Consider the following 12500-nt stretch of genomic DNA (forward strand, 5'->3'; position numbering starts at 1 on the left):
ACGCGCGGGCGCGTGTCGGACCGGCGCCGGGACCGCGGGTCCTATGGCAATCACCACAACGGCGAACGGGCACCCCGCATCCACCCGACACCACCCCGTAACCTGAGGCTCGTGTCAGAAGCAAGGGACGTAGTCCGCATCCCGGAAGCGAAGGTCGCCCTGTCGACGGCCTCCGTCTACCCGGAGTCGACGGCGACGGCCTTCGAGATCGCCGCGCGCCTCGGGTACGACGGCGTCGAGGTCATGGTGTGGACCGATCCGGTCAGCCAGGACATCGACGCACTGCGCAGACTCAGCGACTACCACCGCATCCCCGTCCTGGCCATCCACGCGCCCTGCCTGCTCATCACGCAGCGGGTGTGGTCCACCGACCCCTGGACCAAGCTCCAGCGGGCCCGGGCCGCCGCCGAGAAGCTCGGCGCGGGCACGGTCGTCGTCCATCCCCCCTTCCGCTGGCAGCGGCAGTACGCCCGTGACTTCGTGGACGGCATCTGGCGGATGGCGAACGAGACGGATGTGCGGTTCGCGGTGGAGAACATGTACCCCTGGCGCTACCGGGACCGCGAGATGCTCGCGTACGCCCCCGACTGGGACGTCACCAAAGAGGACTACCGCCACTTCACGATCGACCTCAGCCACGCCTCGACCGCCCGCACCGACACCCTGGGGATGATCGACCGCATGGGCGACCGCCTCGGCCACGTCCACCTCGCCGACGGCAGGGGCTCGGCCAAGGACGAGCACCTGGTGCCCGGCCGCGGCGACCAGCCCTGCGCCGAGGTGCTGGAGAGCCTCGCGACGAGCGGCTTCGACGGGCATGTCGTCATCGAGGTCAACACCCGCCGTGCCATGTCCGGCGCGGAGCGCGAGGCCGACCTGGCCGAGGCGCTGGCGTTCACCCGCCTGCACCTGGCCTCCTCCTCGTCCTCCCCCTCCGCGATCCGGGTGCCGCGCCGATGACCGGCGGCACCGCGGACGACGGCCCGGTCGCCTCCGCGCGGGGCGACGGCACCACCCGGCGCCGCGGCCGCCCGCCGCGTACGGAATCGGCCGGGACCAGGGACCTCATCCTCGACGCGGCCCGTGAGGAGTTCTCCGCGCGGGGGTACGAGAAGACGTCCGTGCGGGGGATCGCCAAGGCGGCCGGTGTCGACTCCGCGCTGGTGCACCACTACTTCGGCACCAAGGAACAGGTGTTCCAGGCTGCGGTGGAGGTCGCGTTCGCGCCCGCGTTCGCCGTGCGGGAAACGATCGTCGAGGGCCCGGTCGAGGAGGCCGGCGAGCGGATGACCCGCATGATCATCGGGCTCTGGGAGAGCCCGGTGACAAGGGCCCCGCTGCTCGCGATCGTCCGCTCCGCCGTGAACAACGAGACGGCGGCGGGAGTCTTCCGACGGCTGATCGCCGGCCAGCTGCTGCGCCGGATCGCCGGCGGGCTCGAGGTGCCGGACGCGGAGCTGCGGGCCGAGCTCGCCGCCGCCCAGCTGGTGGGGATCGCGATGATCCGGTACGTGATCAAGGTGGAGCCGCTCGCCTCTGCGGACCCCGAGCAGATCATCCGACGGGTGGCGCCGGTCGTGCAGGGACATCTCACCGGTCGCTGACACCCTTCCGACTGAGACATTCGTCCCGTATTCCGGACACCTCGTCCCGCCCTCTGGATGACCGGCGTACGCTCGATGCAGTCAGAACTCTCTGGCGGAGACTCCCCGAAGGTCTGAAGGAGCGAGCGACGATGCCCGAGCTGAGGTCCCGCACAGTCACCCACGGCCGCAACATGGCGGGCGCCCGCGCCCTTATGCGAGCCTCCGGTGTACCCGGCGCGGACATCGGGCGGAAGCCGATCATCGCGGTCGCCAACAGCTTCACGGAGTTCGTCCCCGGACACACCCACCTCGCCCCGGTCGGCCGGATCGTCAGCGAGGCGGTCGTCGCGGCCGGCGGCATCCCGCGCGAGTTCAACACCATCGCCGTCGACGACGGCATCGCGATGGGCCACGGCGGCATGCTGTACTCCCTGCCCTCCCGCGACCTGATCGCGGACAGCGTGGAGTACATGGTCGAGGCGCACCGCGCGGACGCCCTGATCTGCATCTCCAACTGCGACAAGATCACTCCGGGCATGCTCAACGCCGCACTGCGCCTGAACATCCCCACGGTCTTCGTCTCCGGCGGCCCCATGGAAGCCGGCCGGGCCACCCTGGTCGACGGCACGGTCCGCACGCTGGACCTGATCGACGCGATGGTGGACGCGGCCAACGACAAGATCTCCGACGCGGACGTCCTCCGTATCGAGGAGAACGCCTGTCCGACCTGCGGCTCCTGTTCCGGCATGTTCACCGCCAACTCGATGAACTGCCTCACCGAGGCGATCGGCCTCTCCCTCCCCGGCAACGGCTCGGTGCTGGCCACCCACACGGCCCGCAAGGCGCTCTACGAGAACGCCGCGCACACGGTCATGGACATCACCCGCCGCTACTACGAGCAGGACGACGACACGGTCCTGCCCCGCGGCATCGCCACCGTCGCCGCGTTCGAGAACGCGATGGCCCTGGACATCGCCATGGGCGGCTCCACCAACACGATCCTGCACCTGCTGGCCGCCGCACAGGAGGCCGAGGTCCCCTTCGGCCTCACCGAGATCGACGCCCTCTCGCGCCGCGTGTCCTGCCTGGCCAAGGTCGCGCCCAACGTCGCCAAGACGCGCACGTACTACATGGAGGACGTGCACCGCGCGGGCGGCATCCCCGCCCTGCTCGGCGAGCTGCACCGCGCGGGACTGCTCAACGAGGACGTCCACTCCGTCCACAGCCCCTCCCTGGCCGACTGGCTGAAGACCTGGGACATCCGCGCCGGCTCCCCCTCCCCGGAGGCGGTCGAACTCTGGCACGCGGCCCCGGGCTGCAAGCGCTCCGCCGAGGCGTTCTCCCAGTCCGAACGCTGGGACACCCTCGACGAGGACGCCGAGGGCGGCTGCATCCGCTCCGCCGAGCACGCCTACTCCAAGGACGGCGGCCTGGCGGTGCTGCGCGGCAACCTCGCCGTCGACGGCAGTGTCGTCAAGACGGCCGGCGTCGACGAGTCCATCTGGACCTTCGAGGGCCCGGCGGTCGTCTGCGAGTCGCAGGACGAGGCCGTCGAGAAGATCCTCACCAAGCAGGTCAAGGAGGGCGACGTCGTCGTCATCCGCTACGAGGGCCCCAAGGGCGGCCCCGGCATGCAGGAGATGCTCTACCCGACGTCGTACCTGAAGAGCCGCGGCCTCGGAAAGGCCTGCGCCCTGATCACCGACGGCCGCTTCTCCGGCGGCACGTCCGGTCTGTCCATCGGCCACGCCTCCCCGGAGGCCGCCTCGGGCGGCGTCATCGCCCTGGTCGAGGACGGTGACCGGATCCGCATCGACATCCCGAACCGTTCGATCGAGCTGCTCGTGGACGACGCCGAGCTCACCCGCCGTGAGCAGGCCCTCGACGGCCGGTACGCGCCGAAGAACCGCGACCGTAAGGTCTCCGCGGCCCTGAAGGCGTACGCGGCGATGGCGACCAGCGCGGACAAGGGCGCGGTGCGGGACGTGAGCATGCTGGGCTGAGGCCCACGGGTCCGCCGCAGGGCCGCTCCCGCACGGCGGGCGCGGCCCTCGCGCCGTCCCCCCACGGGTGCCGGCCGTCCGCGGCGGTCACGGTTCCGTCCGGCCCGCCCCGCTCCGGGGCGTCACCAGCCGGCCGGGTCGCGTCCCGCCACGCCGAAGACGGTTCCGTCGGGCGCGCCGGCGTACACGTGGCCGCCCGCGAGCACGGGCGCGGGCAGCGAGGCGGGGACACGGTCGGATTCGGCGCCGAGCCGCGGCCGGGTCTGCCCGAGAAGCCGTCCCTCACGGGCGTCGACGCCCAGCAGCCGTCCGTCGGGCGCGGTGACGTACACGTGCCGTCCGTCGGAGACAGGAACCGAGCCCCGGCTCACCCCTGTCTCCAGCCGCCACCGCTGCTTCCCCGCCGCCATGTCGACGGCCACCAGCGAACCGCCCGCGCCCATGAGGTACACGGTGTCCCCGTGCACGCCGGACTCCGCCTGCGCGACGGGCACGGGCAGCGTCACGCGGTCGACGGCCCCGGTGCCGGGCGTGAAGCGGACCACGGCGTACGCGTCTCCGTGGACGGCACCGTCGGCGAGGAGGTACACGGACCCGTCCACCGCTCCCACGGGCGTCAGGGTCCCCTCCAGTTCCGCGTCCCACCGCACGCCACCCGTCGCCGGATCCACCGCCGTGACCCGGGTCCCGCTCCCGTCCCCGGCCGGACTCGTCGCGTACGCCGACGGCTCCCCGGGCCGCCCGGCCTCCCCGGCTTCCCCGGCCTCCCCGGCCTCCCCGGCTTCCCCGGCCTCCCCGGCTTCCCCGGCGAGCGAGGTGAAGTACGGGACGGTCTGCCCCGGGATCCGGTGGGACCACCTGATCTCGCCCGAGGCGCTGTCCACGCCCGTGACCGTCCCGTCGGAGCGGGTCAGCAGGAGCATGTCGCCGACCGCCCGCACACCGTCGTACGCGGGCATGTCCTCCTGCCACACCGGCTCGCCCGTGACCGGGTCGAGGGCCTCCAGGCCGTCGCCGAGCACGTCGAGGGAGGGGTGGACCAGGCCGCCCGACACGGCCGGGGGTTCGCTGCGGGTCGTCCCCGCGACGTCGTGCCGCCACAGGGTGCGGCCGTCGGCCGGATCGATCGCGAAGACCGCGCCGGGCACCGCGCACAGCAGCCCCCGCGTCCCGTGCGCACACTGGGGCATGCCACCGCCCTCCGGCCCGGGCACCGCCTCCCACACGCCGTAGCCGTCCGGCGCACTCCGCGCGGCGGTGGTCTTGCGCGCCGGTTCCGTACCGCCGGACACCTGAAGCGCCGTCAGGCCGCCGATCACGGCGAGGCAGAGCACCCCGGCCACCAGCACCGCGCGTCTGCCGAGACGCCGCGCGGGCCGCTTCCCGGCCGTGTCCGCACGGGACCCCGGCGCGCCCTCCTCCTCCGGGGCCACGGGCGTCCGCGGCGCCGGTACGAACACCTGGGTGTCGTACGCCGCCGCCACCGACCGCAGTTCCCGCATCAGCTCGTCCGGAGTGGGCCGGTCGTCGGGCTCCTTGGCCAGGCACCGCAGCACCAGCGGTGCGAGCGACTCCGGTACGCCGGTCAGGTCGGGTTCGTCGTGCACGACCTGGTAGGCGACGACGTACGGGCTGTCGGAGTCGAACGGACCGCGCCCGGTCGTCGCGTGCACCATGAGGGAGCCGAGGGCGAACACGTCGGCCGCGGGCCCCACCTCGCGCGGCCGCCGGAACTGCTCGGGCGCCATGAACGGCGGCGTACCGATCAACTTCCCGGTCTCGGTGCGCAGTTCGCTGTCCCTTGGCCGGGAAATGCCGAAGTCGATGACCTTCGGCCCGTCCTCGGCGAGCAGTACGTTGCTCGGCTTCAGATCCCGGTGCACGACCCCGACCCGGTGGATGTCGCGCAGCGCCTCCGCGAGCCCGGCCATCAGCCGACGCGACTGGTCCGGGTCCATGGGCCCGTTCCGCTTCACCTGCTGGGAGAGGGTCGGGCCGGGGATGTACAGGGTGGCCATCCAGGGCCGTCCGCCATCCGGATCGGCGTCGACGACCGGCGCCGTGAAGGCTCCGCTCACCCGCCGCGCCGCGGCCACCTCCTGCCGGAAACGCCCTCTGAACTCCGGGTCCATGGCGTACCGGGCGTGCACGACCTTCACCGCGACCCGCATCCCGGAGGTGCTCCGGGCCAGGTGCACGACACCCATGCCACCGGAGCCCAGGCAGGACTCCAGACGGTAGTGACCGGCGTACTCCGGAACTTCCGCTTCGGCGTCCGCTCCGGCGTTCCGCTGCGGCGCCATGGAACCACCCCCGTGCTGTTCGTTCGCGCGCGCGACGCTCGGAGCCTAGTCGATGGTGCGTGCGGGACCGAGGCGACTTGCCCAGCTTCGCGTGCGAGTGGCGAACTGGTGTTTCATGGCTTGTTCCGGGGGGAATCAACGTGGCCCCACGACAGTCGTGGGGTGCAACGGGGGAGGTTTTTTCATGTCTGTGGAACAGACGCAGGACATCGGGGGCAGGGACGAGACGCCCGCGGAGGGTGTCACCACGATGGCCGCATCCGCGGCCTCGTACCCGGTGGCGCCGGGCCACCGGCTGAACGTCCGCAGCGGCCCCGGCACCGGCTACGCGGTCGTCCGGGTGCTGTCCGAGGGCGCCCGGGTCCGGATCAACTGCCAGACGACGGGCACCTGGGTGTCGGGCCCGTACGGCTCCTCGAACGTCTGGGACAACATCGGCAGCGGTGAGTACGTCTCCGACGCGTACATCTACACCGGCAGCGACGGGTACGTGGCCCCGCGCTGCTAGTGACATCCCCTGACCGGGGACGCGCCGACCGGGGGAGCCGCGCGGAGGCTCACCGGTCGGCGTCCTCGTCCGTGTCCACGTCCTCGGCAGGGGACGAGGACGATGCCCGGGGAGTGCGAGCATCACGGTCGACCACGCACACGCTCCTCCCCGCAGGCGCAGGCGCAGGCGCAGGCGCAGCAGGGCGGCTCCCGCGCCCACGCGGGGAGGAGCGACAATCGACTCCGTGAGCGCAGCAGAGAACCAGACCACGAACGGCACCCCGGACACCCCGGCCGGTCCCGGGCCCGAGCCCCTCCGCTTCTTCGGCACCACCTGGGTCGACCACTCCGGCGGCTACACCGGCCGCCGCATCGGCGTCGCCGTCGGCTCCCTCGCCGCCGCGGCGGCGGCCTGTTTCGTGCTGCGCATCGCCTACGACGGGCTCAGGATCGCCGACATCGGCAGCTTCGTCTCGCTCCTCATGGTCGTGATGTTCGCGATCTGCAGCGCGCTCGCCTTCCGCCACACCTGGTCCGGATACACCACCCGGCCCGATCCCGACCGCCAGGCCTCCCTCCGCGGCCTGCTGTCCATCGGCTTCATCGGCTCCCTCCTCGCCTACTTCTTCCGCTCCCTCACCGAGGCCCCTGGCGAGAAGCTCCACCGCGCGGAGTACGAGAAGGCCCGCGCGGAGTACGACAAGCGCGTCACCCGCCGTTCGGGCAACCCGTCCGGGAAGCGCCGCCGCAACTCCTGACCTCACCGGGAACACCCCTGCGCCCTCGTGCCGCGCGGCCACCATGGCCGTATGACGACACCGGGACACGACCAGGCCACCCACACCGCCCGCGCCCACTCCTTCAACGCGGTCGCCGCTCAGTACGCGGCCGGCCGCCCCTCCTACCCGCCCGCCCTCTTCGATACGATCGAGGAGCTGACCGGCCGCACGCTCGCCGGCTCCCGGGTCGTGGACATCGGCGCCGGTACGGGCATGGCGACCGCCCGCCTGCACGCGCGCGGCGCCGACGTGATCGCCGTCGAGCCCGGTGAGGGCATGGTGGCCGAGTTCCGCCGCACGCTCCCCGGCGTGCCCGTCGTCCGGGGCAGCGGCAACGCCCTGCCCCTCGCCGACCACACCGCCGACCTCCTCACCTGCGCCCAGGCCTGGCACTGGACCGATCCCGCGCGCGCCGTACCGGAGGCGGTACGGGTCCTGCGCCCGGGCGGCGCACTCGCCCTGTGGTGGAACACCAGCGCGCTCGACGTGCCGTGGATCGCGGAGGCGGCCGCACGCGCCGGCCGCCACTTCGGCCTGGACATCGCCGCCGAGAAGGGCAACGTCGACGCCCGTGTCGCCGACCCCACGGACCGCCTCGGCCTGCTCCGCCGCGACCTCCGCTGGAGCCGGCGCGTCCCGCTCGACACCCACCTGGCCAACCTCGGCAGCCACTCGCTCTTCCTGACCCAGGGCGCGGAGCGCAGCGCGGCCTACCTCGCCGAGGAGCGGCGGCACGTCCTGGCCGTCTTCCCGGACGGGATCGTCGAAGAGGCGTACGACGTCACTCTCCTCTTCGCGACCACGGCCCCGACCACAGCCACGCCCCCGGCCCCGACGGCTTGACGCGTCCGTGCCCTCGGAGGAGTATTCATCATATGATGAATTATTCCTCAGGGCCGCCGGAGGAACCGGCCGTCCACGCCCAGGACCTCACCGTCGTCCGTGGCCCCCGCACCGTCCTGCGCGGCCTCGGCTTCACCGTCCCGCGCGGCCGGATCACCGGCCTTCTCGGCCCTTCCGGCTGCGGGAAGTCGACCCTGATGCGGGCCGTCGCCGGCACCCAGGCCAAGGTCACCGGCACTCTCGACGTCCTCGGCAGCCCCGCCGGCCACCCCGCCCTGCGCACCCGCATCGGCTACGTCACCCAGGCCCCGTCGGTCTACGACGACCTGACCGTCCGGCAGAACCTCCACTACTTCGCCGCGATCCTCGACCCCGGCCGGGCGGCCGCCGACCGCCGCCACGAGAACGTCACCCGCGCGATCACCGACGTCGACCTCACCACCCACGCCGACGCCCTCGCCGGCAACCTCTCCGGCGGCCAGCGCAGCCGCGTCTCCCTCGCCGTGGCCCTCCTCGGCACCCCCGAACTGCTCGTCCTCGACGAACCCACCGTCGGCCTCGACCCCGTCCTGCGCCGCGACCTCTGGAACCTCTTCCACACCCTCGCTTCCGAACGCGGCACCACCCTGCTGATCTCCTCCCACGTCATGGACGAGGCCGAGCGCTGCCACCGCCTTCTGCTCATGCGCGCGGGCGAGATCCTCGCTGGGGGCACCTCCCGGCCGGAGGCTGGGGGAGACACCCCCGACGCCCTCCGTGCCCGCACCGGCTCCGAAACCGTCGAGGGAGCCTTCCTGCACCTGGTCGACGAGGCGATCGCGGCAGACCGCACGAAGGAGACGACCCGATGAGCACGGACACCCCCGCCCCGACGCGCGCCCTCAACCTCGCCCGCACCACCGCCACCGCCGCCCGGGTCCTGCGCCAGCTCCGCCACGACCCGCGCACCATCGCGCTGATGCTGCTGGTTCCCTGCCTGATGCTGTTCCTGCTCCGCTACGTCTACGACGGCAGCGCGCACGTCTTCGACAACATCGGCGCATCACTCCTCGGGATCTTCCCGCTCATCACGATGTTCCTGGTCACCTCGATCGCGACCCTGCGCGAACGCACCTCCGGTACCCTCGAACGCCTGCTCGCCCTGCCCCTCGGCAAGGGCGACCTCATCGCCGGCTACGCCCTCGCGTTCGGCACCCTGGCGATCATCCAGGCCGCCCTCGCCACCGGCCTCGCCGTCTGGTTCCTGGGCCTCGACGTCACCGGCAGCCCCTGGCTGCTCCTCCTGGTGGCCCTGCTCGACGCACTCCTCGGTACCGCCCTCGGTCTCTTCGTCTCGGCCTTCGCGGCCTCGGAATTCCAGGCGGTCCAGTTCATGCCGGCCGTGATCTTCCCCCAGCTCCTCCTCTGCGGTCTCTTCACCCCGCGCGACGCCATGCACCCCGTTCTGGAGGCCATCTCCGACGTCCTCCCGATGTCCTACGCCGTGGACGCCATGAACGAGATCCTCAGGCACGCCGACATGACGGCGGCCTTCGTCCGCGACACGGCGATCGTCGCGGGCTGTGCCCTCCTGGTCCTGACCCTGGGCGCGGCGACGTTGAAACGCCGAACGGCGTAACACCCCTCAGCCCGTCCGGGGGTGCCCCCTCTGGGGGAGTTCGAGGACGAGGCCCGCAGGGCCGAAGGGGGTCTGGGGCGCGGCCCCAGGGACGGGAAGGGAAAAGGCGGCGGGGGCGAGAATCCCGTCCCGGCGTCCCGCCCCCGTCCCGCCCACCGGACGCCCTCACCCCACCCCCGCCCGGGATGCGAGGATGACGAGGGACGACGCACCTCCGGAGGGCACCAACAGCCATGACCCAGACCGTCGCAGTCCTCGGCACCGGCAAAATCGGCGAAGCCCTGCTCAGCGGGATGATCCGCGCCGGCTGGGCCCCCGCCGACCTCCTCGTCACCTCCCGCCGCCAGGAACGAGCCGAAGAACTCCGCACCCGCTACGGAGTCACCCCGGTCTCCAACGAGGAAGCCGCCAAGACCGCCGACACCCTGATCCTCACGGTCAAGCCGCAGGACATGGGCACCCTCCTCGACGAGCTCGCCCCCCACGTCCCCGCCGACCGACTGATCATCAGCGGCGCGGCAGGCATCCCGACGTCCTACTTCGAGGAACGCCTCGCCACCGGTACCCCGGTCGTCCGCGTCATGACCAACACCCCCGCTCTCGTCGACGAGGCCATGTCGGTCATCTCCGCCGGAACCCACGCCACCGCCGGCCATCTCGCCCACGCCGAGGAGATCTTCGGCGCCGTCGGCAAGACGCTCCGCGTCCCCGAGTCCCAGCAGGACGCCTGCACCGCCCTCTCCGGCTCCGGCCCGGCGTACTTCTTCTACCTGGTCGAAGCCATGACCGACGCCGGCATCCTGCTCGGCCTGCCCCGCGACAAGGCCCACGACCTGATCGTCCAGTCCGCGATCGGGGCCGCGACGATGCTCCGCGACAGCGGCGAGCACCCGGTGAAACTCCGCGAGAACGTCACCTCACCCGCCGGCACCACCATCAACGCCATCCGCGAACTGGAGAACCACGGCGTACGGGCGGCCCTGATCGCCGCCCTCGAAGCCGCCCGCGACCGCAGCCGCGAACTCGCGAGCGGCACCAAGGACTGACGCTCGCCACCCGCCCTCGTGTCTACCGGGCCGCGTTCAGCACGGGCGCCCCGGTATCCGACCCCGCCGGCAACAGTCCGATCGCCCGGTAAGCGGCGTCCACGGTCGGCCGAGCCATCGCCCGCGCCCGCTCCGCACCATTCCGCAGCACCTCCTCCACACGGCCAGGATCCGCGCACAACTCCTTGTGCCTCTCCTGCACGGGCCTCAGCACCTCGACCACAGCCTCCGCGGTGTCCCTCTTCAAAGTCCCGTACGACTCATATACACCGGCCAACGCCTCCGGGTTCCCACCCGAGCACGCCGCGAGGATCTCCAGCAGATTCGCCACCCCCGGTGAGACCTCCCTGTCGTACACGACCTCCCGCCCGCTGTCGGTCACCGCCCGCATGAGCTTCTTGCGCACCACGTCCGGCTCGTCCAGCAGGTAGACGATCCCCGGCCCGGTGTCGTCGCTCTTCCCCATCTTGGACGTCGGCTCCTGCAGGTTCATCACCCGCGCCGCCACCTTCGGGTGCGTGGCCCGCGGCACCACGAAGGCGTGCCCGTAGCGCTGGTTGAAGCGCTCCGCGAGATCCCGTGTCAGCTCCACGTGCTGCGCCTGGTCGTCCCCGACCGGCACCTCATCGGCCCCGTACGCCAGGATGTCCGCCGCCATCAACACCGGATACGTCAGCAGCGACAGCCGCAGGCTCCCGCCCCGCCGCTGTTCCCGGGCGGCCTTCTCCTTGTACTGGATCATCCGGCGCATCTCGCCGTCCGTGGCCACGCACTCCAGCACGTACGACAGCCGCGCGTGCTCGTCCACATGGCTCTGCACGAACACCGTGCAGAGCTCCGGATCCAGCCCGGACGCCAGCAGCAACGTCGCCGCCTGCCGGCTCAGCCTGCGCACCCGCGCGGGATCGTGGTCCACGGTCAGCGCGTGCAGGTCGACCACACAGAACAGCGCGTCCGACCGGTGCTGGTCGACCGCGGCCCACTGCCGCATGGCCCCCAGGTAGTTCCCCAGCGTCAGATGCCCGGTCGGCTTGACCCCACTGAAGACCCGTGTCATGTCTCGTCCCTCTCCCGGCAGGGCCGCCGTCCCCGGCCGGCCGCCCCTCGGAGTGCTGGAGGGAGAAAACAAAACGGCCGCCGAGGCGGCGGCCGTTGAGTGCATACGTAGCGACGGCCGCCGTCAGGCGGCCCACCAGAACTGGCTGTACGTACGCGTGGTCATGCGGACCACAGTACGCCCCGGCGGGCGGGGCCGGGCAGTGAGTTGACACGACCCGACGGGATCCGTAGTGTTCTCCGAGTTGTTCGACGTGAGCGCCGACTCCGGTCGGTCCCCGAACAGCCATCCCGCAAGTACCACTCCTGATCGACGCCAGCAGTCTGTCTGCCGGGGCGTCAATGGCGTGCGTATTCGCGGAATGAGGAATCCGCACCCGAAAGGGAGCAGGAACCCGATTAGGTCGGGAGCCAGGGAATCCGCTAACGTCTCACTCGTCGGAACGGCCCAACGGCCGGGAAGACAACCCGTTCTGACCGGGAATCGGCTCCGAAAGGATCTGATAGAGTCGGAACCGCCGGAGAGGGAAACGCGAAAGCGTGTAACTCGAAAGCGCCGAGGAAATCGGATCGGAAAGATCTGATAGAGTCGGAAACACCGAAGGGAAGCCCGGAGGAAAGCCCGAGAGGGTGAGTACAAAGGAAGCGTCCGTTCCTTGAGAACTCAACAGCGTGCCAAAAGTCAACGCCAGATATGTTGATACCCCGTCCATCCGGTTTCGGATGGACGAGGTTCCTTTGAAGAAAACACAGCGAGGACGCTGTGAACCATCGGAT

The 12500-nt window shown here is 71.5% G+C and carries 11 protein-coding genes; 9 read left to right on the top strand and 2 right to left on the bottom strand.

Translation table 11 applies throughout. The features are described 5' to 3' along the window. Nucleotides 1–111: 111 nt before the first annotated feature. The 3 genes from B9S61_RS21615 to ilvD all read left to right on the top strand — a co-directional run bounded on the left by B9S61_RS21615 (nucleotide 112) and on the right by ilvD (nucleotide 3589). Nucleotides 112–960 (top strand): sugar phosphate isomerase/epimerase, encoded by an 849-nt coding sequence (locus B9S61_RS21615; protein WP_103543744.1) that lies wholly within the window; start codon nucleotides 112–114, stop codon nucleotides 958–960. After that, complete coding sequence (locus tag B9S61_RS21620) at nucleotides 957–1604, top strand: TetR family transcriptional regulator (protein WP_103543745.1); 648 nt, start codon at nucleotides 957–959, stop codon at nucleotides 1602–1604. Before B9S61_RS21615 ends, B9S61_RS21620 begins: the two co-directional genes overlap by 4 nt. A 131-nt stretch (nucleotides 1605–1735) precedes the next feature. Beyond that, nucleotides 1736–3589, top strand: a complete 1854-nt coding sequence (gene ilvD, locus B9S61_RS21625; RefSeq protein WP_103543746.1) for a dihydroxy-acid dehydratase — start codon at nucleotides 1736–1738, stop codon at nucleotides 3587–3589. A gap of 122 nt (nucleotides 3590–3711) precedes the next feature. Here ilvD and B9S61_RS21630 read toward each other — a convergent pair whose 3' ends face one another. Further along, complete coding sequence (locus B9S61_RS21630) at nucleotides 3712–5892, bottom strand: serine/threonine-protein kinase (protein ID WP_103543747.1); 2181 nt, start codon at nucleotides 5890–5892, stop codon at nucleotides 3712–3714. 184 nt (nucleotides 5893–6076) lie between these two features. Between B9S61_RS21630 and B9S61_RS21635 the strand changes: the two genes are divergently transcribed. The 6 genes from B9S61_RS21635 (at nucleotide 6077) to proC (ending at nucleotide 10667) form a co-directional block, all read left to right on the top strand. Next, the gene (locus B9S61_RS21635; protein WP_103543748.1) at nucleotides 6077–6400 is read left to right on the top strand and encodes an SH3 domain-containing protein; all 324 of its coding nucleotides are present in this window, start codon (nucleotides 6077–6079) and stop codon (nucleotides 6398–6400) included. A 226-nt stretch (nucleotides 6401–6626) separates the two neighbouring features. Beyond that, entirely contained in the window at nucleotides 6627–7139 is a 513-nt protein-coding gene (locus tag B9S61_RS21640) for a hypothetical protein (protein ID WP_103543749.1), read from the top strand. Between the two features lie 51 nt (nucleotides 7140–7190). Then, a complete protein-coding gene (locus tag B9S61_RS21645) occupies nucleotides 7191–8003 on the top strand; it encodes a class I SAM-dependent methyltransferase (RefSeq protein ID WP_103543750.1) in 813 nt (270 codons plus the stop codon). 32 nt (nucleotides 8004–8035) lie between these two features. Next, nucleotides 8036–8854 carry an ABC transporter ATP-binding protein gene (locus tag B9S61_RS21650; RefSeq protein ID WP_103543751.1) on the top strand — a complete coding sequence of 273 codons (819 nt, stop codon included), beginning with the start codon at nucleotides 8036–8038 and terminating at the stop codon, nucleotides 8852–8854. Next, on the top strand, nucleotides 8851–9621 hold the full coding sequence (locus B9S61_RS21655; protein ID WP_103543752.1) for an ABC transporter permease: 771 nt from the start codon (nucleotides 8851–8853) through the stop codon (nucleotides 9619–9621). The genes B9S61_RS21650 and B9S61_RS21655 overlap by 4 nt, the downstream gene beginning before the upstream one ends. 233 nt (nucleotides 9622–9854) lie before the next feature. Continuing rightward, nucleotides 9855–10667 (top strand): pyrroline-5-carboxylate reductase, encoded by an 813-nt coding sequence (gene proC, locus B9S61_RS21660; protein ID WP_103543753.1) that lies wholly within the window; start codon nucleotides 9855–9857, stop codon nucleotides 10665–10667. A 22-nt stretch (nucleotides 10668–10689) separates the two neighbouring features. On the opposite strand, the gene trpS is transcribed toward proC, so the two are convergent. Continuing rightward, the gene (gene trpS / locus B9S61_RS21665) at nucleotides 10690–11724 is read right to left on the bottom strand and encodes a tryptophan--tRNA ligase (protein WP_103543754.1); all 1035 of its coding nucleotides are present in this window, start codon (nucleotides 11722–11724) and stop codon (nucleotides 10690–10692) included. Nucleotides 11725–12500 lie beyond the last annotated feature (776 nt).

The sequence above is a fragment of the Streptomyces sp. SM1 genome (genome assembly GCF_002910825.1).
Taxonomy (GTDB): Bacteria; Actinomycetota; Actinomycetes; order Streptomycetales; family Streptomycetaceae; genus Streptomyces; species Streptomyces okerensis.